Raw genomic sequence first — 19,015 nt, forward strand, 5'->3', positions numbered from 1 at the left:
ACGTCGGAGAACCAGGCCTTCAGCACCGTCGAAAAGACGGAATAGGCGCAGTTGATCAGCGCAAAGAACAGCACCACCAGCGTGACGTTATCCACCAGCGGGATCGCGACAAAGCCGGCGATAAAGGCCACGATCGCGATCAGCATGTAGCGCTTTTTATCAAACTTATCGGCAAGAATGCCAAATCCCAGGCTGAACACCACGCCGATAGTCAGCGCAATCGTCAGGGCATAACCAATATTCTCGACGCTCATGCTGTAGACGCGCGTGAGATAAATGGTCATGAACGGCAGCGTTGCCCCCCGACCGATGGTTAATAACAATGACGACGCCAGCAGCGCTGCGGTTGAGCGCCTGAGAGATGGTTTCATATTCCTGCCCGACAATTGCTTATGCTTTTTATGTTGTGTCCTAAAAGGATTATCACGACATAAGGGGCTTGTATAGCGCCCAATTTATCCGTAAGTGCTTCGCCTGACTGCCAGAATTAATGATCTTCTCGCGGCGCGCTTTTTTCTGTTACCTTGAAGTGTTAACAAATAATTAATAATTCAGGGGCAGGGTATGACGCGTAAAGACGGGCTGCTGGCGTTGCTGGTGGTCGTAGTATGGGGGCTCAATTTTGTGGTCATCAAGCTGGGGTTGCACAACATGCCGCCGCTGATGCTGGCCGGTTTGCGTTTTTTGCTGGTGGCTTTCCCGGCACTTTTTTTCGTCGCCCGTCCGAAGATCCCGCTAAAACTGCTGCTGGGCTATGGCCTGACCATCAGCTTTGGCCAGTTCGCCTTTCTCTTCTGCGCCATCAAGTTCGGGATGCCGGCCGGTCTTGCCTCGCTGGTGCTGCAGGCGCAGGCGTTCTTTACCATTATTCTCGGCGCCTTCGTGTTTGGCGAACGATTACAGGGAAAACAGCTGGCGGGCATTACGCTGGCGGTGTTTGGCGTTCTGGTGCTCATTGAAGCCAGCCTGAATGGTCAGCATGTGGCACTGCTCGGCTTTATGCTGACGCTGGCGGCGGGGCTGAGCTGGGCATGCGGGAATATCTTCAACAAGCTGATTATGCAGCACGAGGCGCGCCCGCAGGTGATGTCTCTGGTGGTCTGGAGCGCGCTGATCCCGATAATCCCATTTATGGTGGCGTCGTTTATTCTTGATGGTCCAGATGTGATGCTGAACAGCCTGGTTGAGATAGACCTGACCACGATCCTTTCTCTTGTCTATCTGGCCTTTGTCGCCACCATTGTGGGCTACGGGATTTGGGGATCGCTGCTGGGGCGTTATGAAACCTGGCGCGTGGCGCCGTTATCCCTGCTCGTGCCGGTGGTGGGGCTTGCCAGTGCGGCGATATTGCTGGATGAAACGCTGAGCGCGCTGCAGCTGTTTGGCGCCGTGCTGATCATGGCCGGGCTATACATTAACGTGTTTGGCCTGCGGGTTCGTCGGGCGACGCGGGTAAGCGAAAAGGCATAAAAAAGCCCCGCGTCTGCGGGGCAAAAACGAATCAGAGGCCGTGCTGATTATAATAAGGCACGCCTAATTCGTCGGATTTGTCGCTACCAGCACCCATATGGTTGAAATCATAAGGCGACTGGTCATGTGCTGACGGCAAAATCATCGTATCAGGATTATTTTGCTGCGTTGCACGAGGGGTTTGCTCCGCGAAGGTCTGGCTGGAGAAGAGCACCAGCAAGGCGAGGGCGGCGGAGGCGGTAACTTTCATGATTTCCTCGGTTACGTCTTTACAGGCGATGATTAACTACAGTGTTTTAACGGATACAGGTATCGGGATTCGCCCGGCACGCTGGTGATTCGGTACTTATGAGGCGGCACGTCAAAATAGTTCTTGAAGGTACGCGTCAGGGTTTGTTGCGATTCAAATCCGTAACGCTCCGCCAGATAAAGGATCGGCTCATTGCTTTCTTTCAGTTTCTGGGCAATTTCCGTCAGCTTGCGGCTGCGAATGTATTGACCTAATGAATGACCGGTCTCTTTTTTGAACATCCGTTGCAGGTGCCATTTGGAGTAACCTGAACGCTCTGACACTTTTTCAAGGGAGAGCGGCGATTCCAGGTTATCTTCGATCCAGTCCAAAATGCTATGAATGGTGATAGCGTCAGTATTGCGTCTGGACATCGTCATACCTCTTTTTCTGTTTACGGCAGGATTTTCTTCAGCAAAAGCTCAAGGGTTGCCACTTCATCTGCCGTTAAGTTTTTTGTTAGTTCCTGATGCAGTGTTTGTCCTACTAATTGATGACATTGCTCGCACATGTCAGCGCCATCGCTGGTCAGCTTCACCAGTACGCCGCGTTTGTCATTCGGGTTAGGGCTTCGTTCTATCCATCCTTTGCAGACGAGACGATCGAGCATGCGGGTTAACGCACCCAGATCGACAGAGAGCACCTTTTTCAGCTCAACCGGCGTGATACACACTTCGCAGCGAATGGAACACAGCACTTTGAACTGTGTTGCGGTGATATCCAGCGGTGACAGGTAGTCATTGAGCAGGCGATCTTTTTTCTGATTGACCATATGAATAAGACGACCCAGCGGAACAACGTCGTTAAAGATATCACTGGTGCTTTTCACAATGGTTGCCCTGGCAAGTAGTTAGTCACGGCAGATATTATTGCTCAGGCAAGTATAAGTCAACTGAATGAGTCAGCCGATGCCACGAATTGCTAAAACGTTTCATGAACTTTTTTTGAGGTCTTTCAAATCATATAGATAACTGTCAGTTATCATTCCGGGAGGGAAATAATCCTTACATTGTGACCATGGCTGAATGTCACACTTTCACCCTATAATTGCTGGGTTAAATATGGATAAGGACGACAACGCACTATGTTGGATTTAATAAAAGCAATCAGCCTTGGGCTGGTGGTCTTGCTGCCGTTGGCAAACCCGTTAACGACGGTGGCGCTGTTCCTCGGGCTGGCAGGGAATATGAACAGCGCCGAACGCAACCATCAGTCGATGATGGCCTCCGTGTATGTGTTTGCCATCATGATGGTGGCTTACTACGCCGGACAGGTGGTGATGAACACCTTCGGGATCTCCATTCCCGGCCTGCGTATCGCCGGGGGGCTGATTGTGGCCTTTATTGGTTTCCGCATGCTGTTCCCGGCGCAAAAAGCGCATGAGTCGCCGGAGGCCACGCACAAGTCCGAAGAGCTGGAAACCGAACCGAGTGCGAATATCGCCTTTGTGCCGATTGCCATGCCGAGCACGGCGGGGCCAGGTACCATCGCGATGATCATCAGCTCCGCCTCAACGGTGCGGGACAGCGCAACCTTCCCGGACTGGGTGCTGACGGTTGCGCCGCCGCTCATTTTTGCGATTATCGGGGTTATCGTGTGGGCGTCGCTGCGCAGCTCCGGCGCCATCATGCGCTGGGTAGGCAAGGGCGGTATCGAGGCGATTTCCCGTCTGATGGGCTTCTTGCTGGTCTGTATGGGCGTGCAGTTTATTATTAACGGCGTGCTGGAAATTATTAAGACCTACCATTAAGTCATTGCCGGGTGGCGTTGCGCCACCCGTCACAAACAACCCTCACCCGTGCTGACCCTGTTCCTCCAGCGCCACCGGCCATTTACGGAAGATGAGCACCGACCAGACCAGCGCTACCAGGGCCGGAATGGCGCCGAGATAGCCAATCGCCGACATCGATACGTGCAGTATTACCTGATTTCCCACCAGCGCGCCCGCGCCAATCCCCAGATTGAAAATCCCTGAGAACAGCGACATGGCGACGTCCGTTGCATCCGGCGCCAGGGCCAAAACTTTCACCTGCATGCCCAGACCAATAATCATGATCGCCACGCCCCAGAACAGGCTGAGGATCGCCAGATGGCTTTCGCTGCCAGCGGCAGGCATCAGCAGCAGCAGGCAGGCCAGCAGCAGACCGATAGCGCTGCTCACCAGCGTCGAGGCGTGCCGGTTACCCAGCTTGCCGAACAGCACGCTGCCAATAATGCCCGCTCCGCCGAGGATCAACAGTAAGACGGTGGCAAAGTTGGCGCTAAAGCCCGCCACCACCTGCACAAAAGGTTCAATGTAGCTGTACGCCGTGTAATGGGCCGTCACCACAATGACGGTAAGCAGGTAGATACCCAGCAGCGCCGGGCGACGCATCAGCAGCGGCAGGCTTTTCAGCGAGCCGGAATGTTCGCTCGGCAGCGCGGGCAGCAGCTTAATCAGGCACACCAGCGTAACCAGCGCGCCCATGCCGATGGCGAAGAAGGTCGTGCGCCAGCCGAAGTATTGCCCCACGATGCGGCCAATCGGCAGACCCAGCACCATCGCCAGCGCGGTACCGGTAGCAATCAGGCTCAGCGCCTGGGCGCGTTTCCCCGCCGGTGCGAGTCGAATAGCCAGCGACGCGGTGATCGACCAGAACACCGCGTGGGCAAAGGCAATGCCGATGCGGCTAATAACCAGCACCGTAAAATTCCACGCCATAAACGACAGGACATGGCTGGCGATGAACAGCACAAACAGACCGATCAGCAGCCTGCGCCGCTCCATCTGGCAGGTCAAAAGCATAAACGGCAGGGACATCAGCGCGACTACCCAGGCGTAGATAGTCAACATAATGCCCACCTGAGCCGTTTCCATCTGGAAACTTTCAGCGATGTCAGACAACAGCCCAACCGGAACAAATTCTGTGGTGTTAAAAATAAACGCGGCAATGGCCAGCGTGACCACGCGTAGCCACGCAACCCTGCGGGAAACTGTGTTCGTTGTCATAGGGATGTCGGAGATTCGTTGCTGAAAAGAAGAGGAGACGATCTTAAAACGTTGAACGGCGAAAACTCAACCATTATGTGACTCAGATCTCAATATTTACCTTATGAAAGCGGTAGCCGGGAACGCTGTTTTCATTGAATATAAAAGAACAACACAATAAAAACAGGCGGTAAGACAATGCAGGAGATTGATTTTTATCTGGTAGATGCGTTCAGCGATACCTCGTTTGGCGGAAATCCGGCCGCCGTTTGCCCGCTTAAGGAATGGTTACCCGATGAGACCTTACTGAAAATGGCGCAGCAGCATAATCAGTCGGAAACGGCTTTTTTCGTCTGCAGTAAAGGGGGCATTGAGCTACGCTGGTTTACCACGCTTACCGAAGTCAATCTCTGCGGCCACGCTACGCTGGCGGCCGCGCACGTGCTGTTTACCGAGCTGGATTACCCGGATTCGCGGATCCACTTTGATACCGCCTCTGGCCGCCTGACGGTCAGCCGGGAGGGGGAGTGGATGACGCTGGACTTCCCGGCATGTCCAACCCATGAAAAGACACCCCCGCCGGAGATGCTCTCGGCGCTGGGTATCAGCCGCTACGTTGAAGCCCGTAAAGGGCGCGCCTGGCTGATCGTTCTGGACAATCGCCAGCAGGTTGAAGCGCTTGCGCCGCGCTTCTCGGCGATGACGCCAGGCGAGCATAAGGTGAGCGTTACGGCACGCGGACAGGGGGAATATGATTTTGTCAGCCGCTTTTTCTCACCGGGCGTTTCCGTCCCGGAAGACCCGGTTACCGGCTCCGCACATACCATGCTGATCCCGTACTGGAGCGAAAATCTGGGCAAAACCACGATGTTTGCCCGTCAGGTTTCCGCGCGCGGCGGCGATGTATGCTGTGAGCTGAAAGGTTCGCGCGTGCTGATGAGCGGGCAGGCCGCGCTTTATCTGAAAGGCACATTTTTTCTGCGCTAAAAACCCATAACAAGAGAGGAAGAGACAATGCAGGAAATTGATTTTTATCTGGTGGATGCCTTCAGCGATAAAACCTTTGGCGGCAACGCCGCAGCGGTATGTCCTCTGGAAGAGTGGCTGCCGGACGAGACGCTGCTCAAAATGGCGCAGCAGCATAACCAGTCTGAGACCGCCTTTTTCGTGCGCACCGACGGCGGGTTTGAGCTGCGCTGGTTCACCACGCTGGATGAAATTAACCTGTGCGGTCACGCCACGCTTGCCGCATCGCACGTCATTTTCGAATACCTTGATTATCCGCATACCGAAATCACCTTCACCACCCGCTTCGTGGGCGAGCTGACCGTCAAGCGCAGCGGCGACTGGCTGACGCTGAACTTCCCGGCGTGGTCAACGGAAGTTGTCGAGAACCCACCTGCGCTGCTGTTTAGCGCGCTGGGCATCACGGAGGCAAAAGAGGTGCGTGTCGGACGCGATTACATGGTGGTGCTGGAGAGCCAGCAGCAGATTGAAGCGTTAACGCCGGATATTGGGGCCATGCTTCCGCTGGATAAAATGGTCTGCGTGACGGCGCCGGGAGAAGAATATGACTTCGTCAGCCGCTTCTTCTGCCCGGGCGAAGGGGTGCCGGAAGATCCGGTCACCGGATCCGCCCACAGCATGCTGATCCCTTACTGGAGCGAAAAGCTGGGCAAAACGTCACTCAATGCCCGCCAGGTGTCATACCGTGGCGGGGATCTGCGCTGCGAGCTGAAGGGCGACCGCGTGCTGATTGGCGGCCAGGCTACGCTGTACCTGAAAGGGCGAATCTTCCTGCGCTAGCTGAGAGACGCGCTATAAGTTAATACTATGAACCACCCCGGCAGGCCTGAGCTATGTTGATATAAAAACAGCAAGGAGCCTGCCATGTATTCCATTACCTCTGAATCTGCACGTCATCCGGACATTCTCACGCTGATCGCGGCGCTTGACCGCTACCAGAGCGAACTCTATCCCGCCGAAAGCAATCATCTTCTCGACCTGTCCGCGCTGCCGGAAGCTTCGCTGATCCTGATGGTCATTCGTGACCAGCAGCTGCACGCCGTAGGCTGCGGGGCCATCGTGCTCAACGGCGACGGAACGGGGGAGATGAAGCGGGTCTATATCGATCCGGCCCATCGCGGGCAGCATCTGGGCGAGACGCTGCTGGCCGCTCTGGAAGATGAGGCCCTGAGCCGTCATTGCCACACGGTAAGGCTGGAGACGGGCATCAAACAGCGCGCCGCGGTTCGCCTGTACGAGCAGTGCGGATATGATTTGCGGCCGGCGTTTGCCCCGTACGCTGACGATCCGCTCAGCCTGTTTATGGAGAAGGCGCTGGTTGAAGACGTTCGTTTAGCAGCGCTATAAAAGCTTCCAGCTGGCGGGTCATCGCCCCGCGCCGCCACACCAGCCAGGTTGTAAGCCAGCGCCAGTTTTCCGCCAGCGGCCAGGCTTCAACCTGATGATGTCCCGGCATACTCTCCAGCATCGAGCGCGGCATCAGCGCGATGCCCGCGCCCGCAATGACGCAGGCGAGCATGCCGTGGTAGGACTCCATCTCATGAATGCGGCCAGGCGTGGCTCTGTCCGCATGAAACCAGCTTTCCAGATGTCGACGGTACGAGCAGTTCGCGCGAAATGCGTAAACGTCGCTGCCGCTAACCTGCGTGGCGCGTGCAACCTCGGCGTGCCCGGCAGGCGTGACTAGCATCATCTCTTCCCGGTAGACCGGCATGCCCTCCAGCTCCGGGTGCGACAGCGGCCCGTCGACAAAGGCGGCGCTTAAGGTGCCCTCCAGTACGCCATCAATCATCGTCCCGGAAGGCCCGGTAGAAAGGGCAAACTGAATGCGCGGATAGCGCTGGTTAAACTGCGCCAGCGTTTCGGGAATGCGCACCGCGGCGGTGCTTTCCAGCGCGCCGAGGGCAAATAACCCCTGCGGCTCATCACCCGCGACGACCATGCGCGCTTCATCCACCAGGGCGAGGATCTGCCTGCTGTAGCGCAGGAAGTTATGCCCGGCGGGAGATAAGCGCAAACGCTGGTTCTCACGAATAAACAGCTCAACGCCAAGATCGGCTTCCAGCTGGCGGATGCGGGTCGTCAGGTTGGACGGCACGCGATGCACCTTCTGCGCCGCCTGGGTGATGCTGCCCGTCAGCGCGACGGCGTTAAACATTTCAAGCTGGGTTAAGTCCATAGCATTCTCGTTTCGTGAATAAGGTGGTTAGTATTATTCATTTTTAAGAAATAGCAGAGTGAGCCACAATGAATCAACCGAAATGCGTGGAGAACATCATGAAATATTCATCTGCTACACATGCCCTGTCCGTTAACCCGGCAACGGGGGAAACTCTCGGCGCCGTTGCCTGGGCGACGCCGGAAGAGGTTGAACGCGCGATTTCTCAGTCTGACGCGGGATATCGCCTGTGGCGACGCGAAAGCGTGTCCCACCGGGCGCAGAAGCTCCGGGATCTCGGCGCAGCGCTGCGAAACCGCGCAGAAGAGATGGCGCAGACCATCTCCCGTGAAATGGGGAAACCCATCCTGCAGGCGCGGGCGGAAGTGGCAAAATCCGCCGGTCTGTGCGACTGGTATGCCGAGCACGGTCCGGCGATGCTGCGTGCGGAGCCTACGCTTGTGGAAAACCACAACGCGGTCATTGAATACCGTCCGCTGGGGCCGATTCTCGCGGTGATGCCCTGGAACTTTCCGCTCTGGCAGGTGCTGCGCGGCGCGGTACCGATTCTGCTGGCAGGTAACAGCTATCTGCTTAAGCATGCGCCAAACGTGCTCGGCTCTGCGGAGCTGATTGCGCAGATCTTTGCGGATGCCGGTTTCCCTGAAGGCGTATTCGGCTGGGTGAACGCCACTAATGACGGCGTAAGCCAGGCGATTAACGATCGCCGTATTGCGGCGGTGACCGTCACCGGCAGCGTGCGTGCCGGTGCGGCCATTGGCGCGCAGGCAGGAGCCGCGCTGAAAAAATGCGTGCTTGAGCTGGGTGGCTCCGACCCGTTCATCGTACTTAACGATGCCGACCTGGATCTTGCCGTGAAGGCGGCGGTGGCGGGGCGCTTCCAGAATACCGGGCAGGTGTGCGCGGCGGCCAAACGCTTCATTGTGGAAGAGGGGATTGCGGATACCTTTACCCGCCGCTTCGTCGACGCCGTCGCCGCGTTAAAGATGGGCACGCCGGAAGCAGAAGAGAACTACCTGGGCCCGATGGCGCGTTATGACCTGCGCGATGAACTGCATCAGCAGGTGCAGGCCACCCTGGCCGAAGGGGCAACGCTGCTGCTGGGCGGAGAGAAAATCAGCGGAGAGGGCAATTATTATGCGCCAACCGTGCTGACCAACGTTACCCCGTCGATGACGGCGTTCCGCCAGGAACTGTTTGGTCCGGTCGCGGCCGTGACTGTCGCAAAAGACGCGGAGCACGCTCTGGCGCTTGCCAACGACAGCGACTTTGGCCTGTCCGCCACCGTCTTTACCGCTGACGCAGCGCTTGCGGATAAATTCTCCCGCGAACTGGAATGCGGCGGCGTGTTTATCAACGGCTTTAGCGCCAGCGACGCGCGCGTAGCCTTCGGCGGCGTGAAGAAAAGCGGCTTTGGACGCGAGCTTTCCCGCTTTGGTTTGCACGAGTTCTGTAACGTGCAGACGGTGTGGAAGGATCGCGTGTAGTTTTTCACCCGGCGGCACCCGCCAGTGATTTCGGCCCTCATCACGAGGGCCGTTGTCATTTATCTGCAATGGTTCTGTCATTTTCATTTCGTAGACTCGCACGCGTCTAACGCATTGTTAATGAAGATAATCATGAACCTAACGCAAATTTTTCGCCGTATTGCGCAGCGTCTCACTCCTCGTCACTTTGGCCTGCTGACGGGTATCTTTTGCATTATTGGCCTTTTCTCCGCGCTGCAGCTCTCCTCCTCATTCCTGCTTAACGCCTCCCTGAACGACGCCCAGCGCAACGAGCAGCAAAACCTGCTGGCCTGGCAGCAGCAGAGCAAGCTGGATCTTGCTCGTGTTTCCCTGCTGGCGGCAAGCGATCTGCTTAACCGCTCCGGCGTCTGGTTTATGCAGGATAAAGAGACCGGATCCGACGGGAGCTGGCATAGCCTGATGGACGATGCGCAAAAGGCGCTGGCGGTTTCTCAGCAGGCGTGGAAGGCCTGGCTGGCGCTGAATCCGCCGAAAGACGACGCCCTGGTGAACAGCTATCAGCTTTTCTACGGCGCGATCAACGAGCAGGCTGAAGCTCTGATTAAGACCAACACCATCGACGCTTTTTTTGCCGTACCGGCTCAGGCGTTTCAGTCTGATTTTAACGACAACTATGCGCGCTATCAGCAGGCAAGCGAGAAGCAGGCCATGCAGGGGCGCCAGAGCTTAATGGCGCAGCTCTCCGGCCTGCAAACGTTGTTCCTGTTTGCGCCGGTGCTGTTGCTCGCCATCGCGGTTGTCGTCTGGTTCGGCATGTCCAGATGGGTGATTACGCCGCTGCGTCGGTTGATCGCGCATATTAACCGGCTGGCGGCAGGGGATCTCTCCGGCACGCCGCCGAACGTCATGCGCTTCAACCGGGAAATAGGGGAGCTTAGCGACAGTATTGCGACGATGCAGCACGGTCTGCAGCAGCTGGTGACGCAGGTCAGCCATGCCACCGCCACGATGGTGGAGAATATTGACACCCTTGCGCAGGGTAACCAGAAGCTGTATCAGCAGTCAGCGCGCCAGGCAAAAGAGCTTGAGGATGTGACGGCGCATATTGCGGCGCTGGAAAGCCATGTGGAAGGGAATACCGGCTATGCCAGGCTCGCCAGCTCGCGTGCCGATGAGGCGCGTCAGGCGGCCGTGGGCGGCGATCGAATGATGTCTACCGTGAATGCGTCCATGCAGGCGATCGTTGACCGATCTTCTGAGATGCGCGGGATCGTGGCGATGATCGACAGCGTGGCGTTTCAGACCAACATCCTGGCGCTGAACGCGGCCATCGAGGCGGCTCATGCCGGAAACCAGGGGCGCGGCTTTGCCGTCGTCGCCCGGGAGGTCGGTCTTTTGGCCAGAAAGAGCAGCCACTCGACGCAGACCATTCAGGAGCTGATCAACCGCTCGCTGCAGGGCATTGAAGACGGTTCCCGCGCCGTTAACCTGATGGAAGAAAATTTGCAGCAGGTCACCGGTCTGGTGGGCAATTTAAGCAGTTTGCTTAATGATATCTCAACCGCCACGCTCAGCCAGGGAGACAGTATTCACCAGATGACGCGCCAGCTTCAGGCGCTGAATCAGGTCTCCCGTCAGACGGACCTGCTGGTCTCAGACGCCTCGGATGCCTCAGAGCGGCTGCAAAAGCAATCCGATCTTTTATTGCAGGCCGTTTCGCGTTTTCGTCTTAGCGCCTGACGCAATACATAAGCCTCTGTTATACTCGCAGCCCGTTTTAGCCTGAGGGCAAGGAGCAAAGTGTGGCTGCGGTCATCCATAATGAGATGTTGGACGAGATTCTGGCGCAGGTTCGTCCGTTAATTGGAAAGGGGAAGGTTGCCGACTATATTCCGGCCCTTGCCTCGGTGAGCGGGAATAAGCTGGGGATTGCTATCTGTACCATCGACGGACAGCGATACCAGGCAGGCGATGCGACCGAACGTTTTTCAATTCAGTCCATTTCGAAAGTGCTCAGTCTGGTTGCGGCGATGCGCCAGTATGAAGAAGAAGAGATTTGGCAGCGCGTGGGTAAAGATCCTTCCGGCCAGCCTTTTAACTCGCTGCTTCAGCTCGAGATTGAACAGGGTAAACCGCGAAATCCCTTTATCAATGCCGGAGCGCTGGTGGTCTGCGATATGCTGCAAAGCCGCCTCAGCGCACCGCGTCAGCGAATGCTGGAGATTGTTCGCCAGCTCTCGGGCGTTGACGATATTGCTTATGATGCGGTGGTGGCACGCTCGGAGTTTGAACACTCCGCCCGTAACGCGGCTATCGCGTGGCTGATGAAATCCTTTGGTAATTTCCACAACGACGTGGCGACCGTGCTGCAAAACTACTTCCATTACTGCGCCCTGAAAATGAGCTGCGTTGAGCTGGCCCAGACGTTCCTGTTCCTTGCGCACCAGGGGCACGCGCCGCATCTCGATCAGGAGGTGGTTTCTCCGCTTCAGGCCCGGCAGGTTAACGCGCTGATGGCCACCAGCGGGATGTATCAAAACGCCGGTGAGTTTGCCTGGCGCGTTGGACTTCCGGCTAAATCGGGCGTCGGCGGCGGAGTCGTGGCGATTGTACCGCATGAAATGGCGATAGCCGTCTGGAGCCCGGAACTGGATGAAACGGGAAATTCACTTGCCGGCGTGGCGGTTCTGGAGAAACTGACCCAGCGCCTGGGACGTTCCGTATACTGATGTCCGAACTGGATCCTCTCTTTTCCCGCCTGGCGCGATCGACATTTCGCTCGCGCTTTCGGTTAGGCGATAAGGAACGACAGTACTGCTGGGACAAAGGCCCCGAAACCATTGACCGGCACGCCGCGGATTTTGTCGAAAAGCGCCTGGCGCCCGCGCACCCCGCAAACGACGGTAAACAGACGCCCATGCGCGGACACCCGGTGTTTATCGCCCAGCATGCCACCGCCACCTGTTGTCGGGGCTGTCTGGCAAAGTGGCACAATATTCCACAGGGTGTAACGCTCACGGCGCCGCAACAAAATTATATCGTCAGCGTTATCCACCACTGGCTGGTGCTGCAGATGAACGCCTAAATTTGACGAGTTATGCTCCAGTAGTATTTGTGTTATAGATGCATCCCAAGTTAGTCCAGATCGTGCTGACGACCGCAATAATTGCCATAAGCTCTCATATGGAATGATATTTAATGCGTTCTGCTCTTACCGCTATCAGGCCGTTCCAGGTTGACACGCCGCTGCGAAATGCAGCGACGATCTTCATCCTTACCACCTTATTCTATTTTGTGGGCGCGGAATTACGGCTCATTGAGGCCCTGTCGCTGTTCTGGCCGCTGAATGGCGTCATGGCAGGGATCTTCGCCCGCTTTGTTTATCTGAATCGCCTGCATTACTATGCGGTATGTTATGTCGCGATGCTGTTGTACGACGCGGTAACGACCAACTGGGGGTTGGCCTCAGTGACGATCAACCTGTCTAACATGATCTTTATCGTCGTTGTCGCCGTGCTGGTTCAACGCGACAAGCGGCTGATGAAGAAAACCCCCGATCCGCTTAACGCATTACGCCTGTTTAACTACTGTCTGATTGCCGCGCTGCTTTGTGCCTTGCTCGGCGCAGTGGGGTCTGTGGGGATTGATAGTCATACCTTCTGGCCGCTGTTTGCCGACTGGTTTAGCGAGCAGTTCTCAACCGGCGTGCTTGTTGTGCCCTGTATGCTCACGATAAGCATGCCCGTGCGCGAATTCAGGTTACGTCTGGAACAGCTGCTGCCGGTAATTGCGTTGATCGTCTCGGTGGTCGCGTCGGTGGTGATTGGCGGCGCGGGGAGCCTCTCATTTCCTCTGCCTGCGCTTATCTGGTGTGCGGTTCGCTACTCATTGCCGGCGACCTGCCTGCTGACGTTTGTCACTGGCGCCACTGAAATCATTCTGGTCGCCAACTCGATTATTAATATTGCCGTGGCGACGCCGTTTACGACGCCAATGATGTTTTCAGCCCGGCTGGGGATCGCCACGATGGCGATCTGCCCGGTGATGGTTTCCGTCAGCATGGCGGCGATTAATTCCCTGATCCGCCAGGTTTCGCTGAGGGCAGATTATGACTTCTTAACGCACGTCTACTCGCGTTCCGGGCTTTATGAGGCGTTAAAGCATGAAGAAAGCTACCGGCACACGCGTTTTCTGACCGTCATGCTGCTGGATATTGATTATTTCAAAAGCATTAATGATAACTACGGCCACGAGTGCGGAGACCGCGTGCTGGCGTCGTTTGCCCGACAGGTGCAGCAGGTCGTCGGTGAAGACGGCATGGTGGCGCGCATGGGCGGGGAAGAGTTCGCCGTGGTGGTCAATTCAGGCGACGCGCAGCACGGTTTTGAACTGGCTGAACGTATCCGATCCACCGTGGCCAGCCATCCTTTTACATGGCGTAACCAGACGCTCTATCTGACGGTCAGCATTGGCCTCGGCAGCGGAAAGGCCGAGTCATGGCAGTTGACCGAGGTCTTCAACAAGCTCATGGCCGAAGCGGACGATCATCTCTATCGTTCAAAAAAAGCGGGTCGAAACCGTACCAGCGCCCGGGTGGCGGACGAGCACATTGCCGCGCCCTCCGGGAGTGAAACATAGCTGCGTTAATCGTCATAAGGCATTGACGTGAATAGTAAGCGGCTTAACAGGCTGTCAGATCGCTGACAATGTCTCTGTTTAAGCTACGCTTTTAGTAACGCTTTACGTCAGGAGACATTATGAAAGCACCTGCAACCCCTGAAAATGAAACGGACAGACTCAACTCGCTTAGAGAATCAGGTCTGCTTGAGATCGACAGCTCCCCGGCGTTTGACCGCTTAACGCGTCTGGCAAAACGCTTCTTCCAGGTGCCGCTGGCGATGGTCAATCTCATTGATGAGCATTCGCTGATCGTTAAGTCGGCCGACGGTCAGGCGCCCGGCAGCGTTCCGCGTAATATCTCATTTTGTGGTCATACGATCCTCACCGAAGCACCGCTGGTGGTGGGAGATATGCTTCAGGACGATCGTTTTGCGGATAACCCGCTGGTGGCCGGTGAGCCTCGCGTGCGGTTTTACGCGGGCTTCCCGCTGCGCCTGCGCGACGGCGCAAGCGTTGGCTCGCTGTGCCTGATTGATTACGCTCCCCGCGAGTTTTCTGCCGCCGACCTCGCCGTGCTGGGAGACCTTGGCGCGCTGGCTGAGGATGAATTTGCTGCCATCAGCGCGGCGACCACCGATGAATTGACCGGGTTATTCAACCGTCGGGGCTTTAATCAGCTCGTGAGGTTCACGCTTTCCGTTGCCCGGCGTCGCGCTGAGCCGCTCACGCTCGGCTGGCTGGACTTGGATCGCTTTAAGGAGATTAACGATCGCTTCGGGCATGAAGAGGGGGATAAGGCGCTGAAATCGATGGCGCAGTTGATGCGCACCTCTTTCCGTGAAGCGGATCTGCTGGTGCGTTTCGGCGGGGACGAGTTCGCCGTGCTGTTCGCGGATACGGATGAGCAGGGTGCCTGGATTGCCATGCAGTATCTTGCCGAGCAGGTAGAAAATTATAACGCCCGCAGGCTACATCCCTGGTCGCTTCATTTCTCGTGGGGGCTCAGTGAATTCGATCATAATGGCAACGACCTGCAGCAGTGGTTAAAAGATGCCGATGAAAAGATGTATGCCATGAAACAGCAGCGACAGCGCGCCCGGTAACATAACGAAAGCGTATGTTCGAACCGTTTGCGTTAAGAAGATGTTAAATGCACAGTGACGGTATTCAACGTAAGGAAAAACAATGAATACCTCACTGCAAATCAAAAACCTCACCCGCGACGACATTCTCACCCACCTAGATGCGCTGGCCGGGATCCTCGAAAACTGTGTGAACGGCGGGGCATCCGTCAGCTTTATGCTTCCCTTTAGTCTGGATAAGGCTCGTTCATTCTGGCTCGGCATTGCCGAAAGCGTCGCGCGAGGCGAGCGGCTGGTGCTGGCCAGTATCGACCCGCAGGACGGCGTCATCGGTACGGTGCAGCTGATCGTCGACCAGCCGGAAAACCAGCCGCATCGCGCCGATGTGGCGAAGCTGCTGGTTCACGAGAAAGCGCGCCGGAAAGGTGCCGCTATGGCATTGATGGAAGCGCTTGAAGCGGAGGCGCGGGCCAGAGATATTTCGGTTCTGGTACTCGATACTTCCACCGGCAGCGGTGCCGAGACGTTCTACCAGCGTGCCGGCTGGCAAAAGGTGGGGGAGATCCCGCGCTATGCCCTGATGCCGGACGGCGCCATGACGGCCACGTCCGTGTTCTATAAGTTCTTATGATTATTTTGTACAACTACACCGTGGATTGATCAAAACAGGGTTTCTGGTCGTTAAGTTTTGATAAGTTATCGTACCAATCTTATCAGGCTGTATGACTAATCATAAAAGGAACCCTCTTGTGAACACGCTCAACCGTCGTGAGTTTCCCGGTGCTCAATACCCGGAACGCATTATTCAGTTTGGTGAAGGCAACTTCCTGCGTGCGTTTGTAGACTGGCAAATTGATCTGCTAAATGAACATACCGATCTTAACGCCGGAGTGGTGATCGTCCGTCCTATTCAGAGCGACTTCCCGCCGTCGCTGAACGCTCAGGATGGTCTCTATACCACAATCATTCGCGGCCTGAACGGGCAGGGTGAAGCGGTGAGTCAGAGCCGTCTTATCCGCTCGGTTAACCGGGAGATCGACATCTATGGCCAGTATGATGCGTTCCTGAAACTTGCGCACAATCCGGATATGCGCTTTGTTTTCTCGAACACCACCGAAGCGGGTATCAGCTACCACGCGGGGGACAGATTCGACGATGCCCCTGCGGTGAGCTACCCGGCGAAGCTAACTCGACTGCTGTTTGAGCGCTTTAGCCACTTCAACGGTGCGGCGGATAAAGGCTGGATCATCATTCCGTGCGAATTGATTGACTACAACGGTGACGCGCTGCGTGAACTCGTCCTGCGCTATGCCCGGGAGTGGGCGCTGCCTGCCGCCTTTATCCAGTGGCTTAACGAGGCAAACAACTTCTGCTCGACGCTGGTTGACCGTATCGTGACCGGTTACCCGCGCGACGAAGCGGCCACGCTGGAGGCTGAGCTGGGTTATCACGATGGTTTCCTGGATACGGCTGAACATTTCTATCTGTTTGTTATCCAGGGGCCGGCATCCCTTGCGCAGGAACTTCGTCTGGATAAGTACCCGTTGAATGTGCTGATTGTCGACGACATCAGGCCCTACAAAGAGCGCAAAGTCGCAATCCTGAACGGTGCGCATACGGCGCTGGTGCCGGTGGCATTCCAGGCAGGGTTAGAGACGGTTGGCGAGGCGATGAATGATGCAGAGATCTGCGCCTTTGTCGAAAAAGCGATTTATCAGGAGATTATTCCTGTGCTCGATCTGCCGCGTGACGAGCTGGAATCTTTCGCCAGCGCGGTAACAGGGCGTTTTCGCAACCCTTACATCAGACACCAGCTGCTTTCCATTGCGCTCAACGGTATGACCAAATACCGCACCCGCATCCTGCCGCAGCTGCTGGCAGGGCATAAGGCAAGCGGACAATTGCCTGCACGTCTGAAGTTCGCGCTGGCTGCATTGATAGCGTTTTACCGCGCGGAACGTAACGGGGAGAACTATCCGGTGCAGGATGATGCATTCTGGCTGGAACGTTATCAGCAGCTCTGGGCGCAGCACCGCGATCGGCAGTTGAGCACCCGTGAGCTGGTGCTGTCCGTACTGAGCGTGAGCGAGCACTGGGAACAGGATCTGACGCAAATCTCCGGTCTCGTCGACCAGGTGACCCTGGACCTGGATGCTATTCTGCTGAAGGGAATGCGCGCAGCGGTGAAACCTCTTTGCTAATGACGTCACCCGGCTTCGGCCGGGTTTAACTACGACTTATGTTAGTTACAACATACTATTGGGTCTTTTTTTAAAACAACATGCAGCACCGTGCGGTTATCGCCAGGCAGGTCATAGAATTCAATGTTTCGTTAACATGCTTGCAACGGTGAGGGAGATCACGTTTAATAGCCACGCTCTTTTCCTTCCTGAAACTCACTATGATTGTTCGTCCTAAACAGCACTGGCTACAACTGATTTTTGTCTGGCACGGTTCAGTACTTCCCAAAATCTACACCCGACTGCTGCTCAACTTCCTGCTTTCAATCGCCGTTATCCTGATGCTGCCGTGGTATACCTCGCTGGGCATCAAATTTACCGTCGCGCCATTCAGCATTCTCGGCGTCGCGATCGCTATCTTTCTGGGTTTCAGAAACAACGCCTGTTATTCGCGCTACGTTGAGGCTCGCCTGCTGTGGGGGCAGTTGATGATAGCGGCACGCTCGCTGTTTCGCGAGGTAAAAAACACCTTGCCTGACGATAAGCACCTGGGTGAATTTGTCCGCCTGCAGATAGCTTTTGCCAACTGCCTGCGCATGACCCTGCGCCGGGACCTGAACGCGGAACAGCTCTCTCGCTATCTTGCTCCGGATGATTTACGCCACGTGATGAGCGCCAACTCGCCGGCGAACCGTATTTTACTGATCATGGGGGAGTGGCTGGCCGTGCGGCGGCGTAATGGGCAGCTTTCAGACATCCTGTTCCACAGCCTGAACAACCGTCTGAACGATATGTCCATCGTCCTCTCCGGCTGCGAGCGCATTGCGACTACGCCGGTGCCGTTTGCCTATACGCTGATTTTGCACCGCACGGTGTATCTGTTCTGCATCATGCTGCCGTTCGCGCTGGTTGTGGATCTGCACTACATGACGCCGTTTGTCTCGGCGCTGATCTCATATACCTTTATCTCGCTGGACACCCTGGCGGAAGAGCTGGAAGACCCGTTCGGCACAGAAGATAACGATCTGCCGCTGGACGCCATCTGCAACATGATGGAACGCGATCTGCTTCAGATGAACGATGAAGACAACATTCCTGAAAGGCTGATGCCGGATAAGTATTATCAGCTGACCTGACGGGCGTTCCACTCGTCGCGGGTGATTTCCCACAGCTCGGAATCCAGCATGCCGCTGACGTAGGCTTTCTTTTCCGTCCTGATAAGCCGCATGCCGCTACTGTCTGAAATACGCCGGGAGCGGCTGTTTGCGGCGGCTTTCGGGGCGCGTAATACGGGTTTGTTTAGCGTATTGAACCAGTAATCCGTCGCAGCAATGCTGGCCTCACGCATGTATCCCTGGCCCTGAAACTCCGGCGCCAACCAGAATCCACGGTTGTTATCTTCGACGTCATACAGGCAAATAATACCCATCAACTCATCCGGCACCTCGCGACGACGGATGCTCCAGAACCAGGCGATCCCTTTTGCCATATCCGGCAGCGCCACGTTGTTGACATAGTTTTCCGCGCCGTTGTCCGGGTAGGGCCAGGGCACGGAGGAGACCATATACCGGACGCTCTCCCAGCGCGGATAAAGCGTTTGAATCTGGGCCGCATCTTCGGCAACCAGCGGTTTTAGCAATAAGCGTTCTGTCGTGAGCGTCGGTATCGTCATCCGCGGATCTCCCTATTTAAGCGTTATGCTTTTGTTTGCGTTCTGGTATTTTCATCTTTA

At 56.2% G+C, this 19,015-nt stretch carries 21 protein-coding genes; 14 read left to right on the forward strand and 7 right to left on the reverse strand.

Going from position 1 to position 19,015, the window contains the following annotated elements; translation table 11 throughout:
• Positions 1-371 (reverse strand): MFS transporter (locus tag LA04_RS22610; protein WP_047653289.1); only part of this gene is annotated, 371 nt, incomplete at its 3' end.
• A gap of 193 nt (positions 372-564) precedes the next feature.
• On the opposite strand from LA04_RS22610, the gene eamA reads away from it, so the two are divergent.
• The gene (gene eamA / locus LA04_RS22615) at positions 565-1,470 is read left to right on the forward strand and encodes an O-acetylserine/cysteine exporter (protein WP_047653290.1); all 906 of its coding nucleotides are present in this window, start codon (positions 565-567) and stop codon (positions 1,468-1,470) included.
• Positions 1,471-1,501: 31 nt separating this feature from the next.
• Here eamA and marB read toward each other — a convergent pair whose 3' ends face one another.
• From marB to marR, 3 genes are read right to left on the reverse strand one after another with little or no spacing between them, the layout of a single operon-like run.
• Positions 1,502-1,720 (reverse strand): multiple antibiotic resistance protein MarB, encoded by a 219-nt coding sequence (gene marB, locus LA04_RS22620; RefSeq protein WP_029741246.1) that lies wholly within the window; start codon positions 1,718-1,720, stop codon positions 1,502-1,504.
• A gap of 32 nt (positions 1,721-1,752) precedes the next feature.
• A complete protein-coding gene (marA, locus tag LA04_RS22625; RefSeq protein ID WP_008502237.1) occupies positions 1,753-2,133 on the reverse strand; it encodes an MDR efflux pump AcrAB transcriptional activator MarA in 381 nt (126 codons plus the stop codon).
• 20 nt (positions 2,134-2,153) lie between these two features.
• A complete protein-coding gene (gene marR / locus LA04_RS22630) occupies positions 2,154-2,588 on the reverse strand; it encodes a multiple antibiotic resistance transcriptional regulator MarR (RefSeq protein WP_032647191.1) in 435 nt (144 codons plus the stop codon).
• Between the two features lie 255 nt (positions 2,589-2,843).
• Here marR and LA04_RS22635 point away from each other — a divergent pair, with 255 nt between their 5' ends.
• Positions 2,844-3,509, forward strand: a complete 666-nt coding sequence (locus tag LA04_RS22635) for a MarC family NAAT transporter (RefSeq protein WP_047653291.1) — start codon at positions 2,844-2,846, stop codon at positions 3,507-3,509.
• Between the two features lie 42 nt (positions 3,510-3,551).
• On the opposite strand, the gene LA04_RS22640 is transcribed toward LA04_RS22635, so the two are convergent.
• The gene (locus LA04_RS22640; RefSeq protein WP_047653292.1) at positions 3,552-4,748 is read right to left on the reverse strand and encodes a sugar transporter; all 1,197 of its coding nucleotides are present in this window, start codon (positions 4,746-4,748) and stop codon (positions 3,552-3,554) included.
• A gap of 177 nt (positions 4,749-4,925) precedes the next feature.
• Between LA04_RS22640 and LA04_RS22645 the strand changes: the two genes are divergently transcribed.
• From LA04_RS22645 to LA04_RS22655, 3 genes are all read left to right on the forward strand, one after another.
• Positions 4,926-5,714: a PhzF family phenazine biosynthesis protein gene (locus LA04_RS22645; protein ID WP_047653293.1), complete on the forward strand. Its 789-nt coding sequence runs from the start codon at positions 4,926-4,928 to the stop codon at positions 5,712-5,714.
• A 27-nt stretch (positions 5,715-5,741) separates the two neighbouring features.
• Positions 5,742-6,533, forward strand: coding sequence for a PhzF family phenazine biosynthesis protein (locus LA04_RS22650; RefSeq protein WP_047653294.1), 792 nt, complete (start codon positions 5,742-5,744; stop codon positions 6,531-6,533).
• An 84-nt stretch (positions 6,534-6,617) separates the two neighbouring features.
• Positions 6,618-7,100 (forward strand): GNAT family N-acetyltransferase, encoded by a 483-nt coding sequence (locus tag LA04_RS22655; protein WP_047653295.1) that lies wholly within the window; start codon positions 6,618-6,620, stop codon positions 7,098-7,100.
• Here the strand turns inward: LA04_RS22655 and ptrR are convergent.
• Entirely contained in the window at positions 7,054-7,932 is an 879-nt protein-coding gene (gene ptrR / locus LA04_RS22660) for a putrescine utilization regulator PtrR (protein ID WP_033145537.1), read from the reverse strand. The two genes, LA04_RS22655 and ptrR, sit on opposite strands and share 47 nt — an antisense overlap.
• A 98-nt stretch (positions 7,933-8,030) precedes the next feature.
• On the opposite strand from ptrR, the gene sad reads away from it, so the two are divergent.
• From sad to LA04_RS22705, 9 genes are all read left to right on the forward strand, one after another.
• Positions 8,031-9,419 (forward strand): succinate-semialdehyde dehydrogenase, encoded by a 1,389-nt coding sequence (gene sad / locus LA04_RS22665; RefSeq protein ID WP_047653296.1) that lies wholly within the window; start codon positions 8,031-8,033, stop codon positions 9,417-9,419.
• 132 nt (positions 9,420-9,551) lie between these two features.
• Positions 9,552-11,141: a methyl-accepting chemotaxis protein gene (locus tag LA04_RS22670; protein WP_047653297.1), complete on the forward strand. Its 1,590-nt coding sequence runs from the start codon at positions 9,552-9,554 to the stop codon at positions 11,139-11,141.
• A 62-nt stretch (positions 11,142-11,203) separates the two neighbouring features.
• Positions 11,204-12,130 carry a glutaminase B gene (gene glsB / locus LA04_RS22675; protein WP_023311792.1) on the forward strand — a complete coding sequence of 309 codons (927 nt, stop codon included), beginning with the start codon at positions 11,204-11,206 and terminating at the stop codon, positions 12,128-12,130.
• Positions 12,130-12,486 (forward strand): DUF4186 domain-containing protein, encoded by a 357-nt coding sequence (locus LA04_RS22680; RefSeq protein WP_047653298.1) that lies wholly within the window; start codon positions 12,130-12,132, stop codon positions 12,484-12,486. Before glsB ends, LA04_RS22680 begins: the two co-directional genes overlap by 1 nt.
• Positions 12,487-12,599: 113 nt before the next feature.
• Positions 12,600-14,039, forward strand: coding sequence for a sensor domain-containing diguanylate cyclase (locus tag LA04_RS22685; protein WP_047653299.1), 1,440 nt, complete (start codon positions 12,600-12,602; stop codon positions 14,037-14,039).
• Positions 14,040-14,158: 119 nt separating this feature from the next.
• The gene (locus tag LA04_RS22690; protein ID WP_047653300.1) at positions 14,159-15,124 is read left to right on the forward strand and encodes a sensor domain-containing diguanylate cyclase; all 966 of its coding nucleotides are present in this window, start codon (positions 14,159-14,161) and stop codon (positions 15,122-15,124) included.
• Positions 15,125-15,206: 82 nt separating this feature from the next.
• The gene (locus LA04_RS22695; protein ID WP_047653301.1) at positions 15,207-15,734 is read left to right on the forward strand and encodes a GNAT family N-acetyltransferase; all 528 of its coding nucleotides are present in this window, start codon (positions 15,207-15,209) and stop codon (positions 15,732-15,734) included.
• 118 nt (positions 15,735-15,852) lie between these two features.
• Positions 15,853-17,304 (forward strand): tagaturonate reductase, encoded by a 1,452-nt coding sequence (locus LA04_RS22700; RefSeq protein ID WP_047653302.1) that lies wholly within the window; start codon positions 15,853-15,855, stop codon positions 17,302-17,304.
• Between the two features lie 200 nt (positions 17,305-17,504).
• Positions 17,505-18,419, forward strand: a complete 915-nt coding sequence (locus tag LA04_RS22705) for a bestrophin family protein (protein ID WP_047653303.1) — start codon at positions 17,505-17,507, stop codon at positions 18,417-18,419.
• Here the strand turns inward: LA04_RS22705 and LA04_RS22710 are convergent.
• Entirely contained in the window at positions 18,407-18,955 is a 549-nt protein-coding gene (locus tag LA04_RS22710; RefSeq protein ID WP_047653304.1) for a GNAT family N-acetyltransferase, read from the reverse strand. The two genes, LA04_RS22705 and LA04_RS22710, sit on opposite strands and share 13 nt — an antisense overlap.
• Between the last annotated feature and the right edge of the window lie 60 nt (positions 18,956-19,015).

Source organism: Enterobacter sp. UCD-UG_FMILLET (assembly GCF_000762975.1).
GTDB lineage: Bacteria > Pseudomonadota > Gammaproteobacteria > Enterobacterales > Enterobacteriaceae > Enterobacter > Enterobacter dykesii.

What these genes read in the sequence shown, in the direction of transcription:
- eamA (WP_047653290.1), top strand. Translation starts at nt 565, where the DNA reads ATGACGCGTAAAGACGGGCTGCTGGCGTTGCTGGTGGTCGTAGTATGG.
- marB (WP_029741246.1), bottom strand. Translation starts at nt 1,720, where the DNA reads ATGAAAGTTACCGCCTCCGCCGCCCTCGCCTTGCTGGTGCTCTTCTCC.
- marA (WP_008502237.1), bottom strand. Translation starts at nt 2,133, where the DNA reads ATGTCCAGACGCAATACTGACGCTATCACCATTCATAGCATTTTGGAC.
- LA04_RS22635 (WP_047653291.1), top strand. Translation starts at nt 2,844, where the DNA reads ATGTTGGATTTAATAAAAGCAATCAGCCTTGGGCTGGTGGTCTTGCTG.
- LA04_RS22640 (WP_047653292.1), bottom strand. Translation starts at nt 4,748, where the DNA reads ATGACAACGAACACAGTTTCCCGCAGGGTTGCGTGGCTACGCGTGGTC.
- LA04_RS22645 (WP_047653293.1), top strand. Translation starts at nt 4,926, where the DNA reads ATGCAGGAGATTGATTTTTATCTGGTAGATGCGTTCAGCGATACCTCG.
- LA04_RS22650 (WP_047653294.1), top strand. Translation starts at nt 5,742, where the DNA reads ATGCAGGAAATTGATTTTTATCTGGTGGATGCCTTCAGCGATAAAACC.
- LA04_RS22655 (WP_047653295.1), top strand. Translation starts at nt 6,618, where the DNA reads ATGTATTCCATTACCTCTGAATCTGCACGTCATCCGGACATTCTCACG.
- ptrR (WP_033145537.1), bottom strand. Translation starts at nt 7,932, where the DNA reads ATGGACTTAACCCAGCTTGAAATGTTTAACGCCGTCGCGCTGACGGGC.
- sad (WP_047653296.1), top strand. Translation starts at nt 8,031, where the DNA reads ATGAAATATTCATCTGCTACACATGCCCTGTCCGTTAACCCGGCAACG.
- LA04_RS22670 (WP_047653297.1), top strand. Translation starts at nt 9,552, where the DNA reads ATGAACCTAACGCAAATTTTTCGCCGTATTGCGCAGCGTCTCACTCCT.
- LA04_RS22680 (WP_047653298.1), top strand. Translation starts at nt 12,130, where the DNA reads ATGTCCGAACTGGATCCTCTCTTTTCCCGCCTGGCGCGATCGACATTT.
- LA04_RS22685 (WP_047653299.1), top strand. Translation starts at nt 12,600, where the DNA reads ATGCGTTCTGCTCTTACCGCTATCAGGCCGTTCCAGGTTGACACGCCG.
- LA04_RS22690 (WP_047653300.1), top strand. Translation starts at nt 14,159, where the DNA reads ATGAAAGCACCTGCAACCCCTGAAAATGAAACGGACAGACTCAACTCG.
- LA04_RS22695 (WP_047653301.1), top strand. Translation starts at nt 15,207, where the DNA reads ATGAATACCTCACTGCAAATCAAAAACCTCACCCGCGACGACATTCTC.
- LA04_RS22705 (WP_047653303.1), top strand. Translation starts at nt 17,505, where the DNA reads ATGATTGTTCGTCCTAAACAGCACTGGCTACAACTGATTTTTGTCTGG.
- LA04_RS22710 (WP_047653304.1), bottom strand. Translation starts at nt 18,955, where the DNA reads ATGACGATACCGACGCTCACGACAGAACGCTTATTGCTAAAACCGCTG.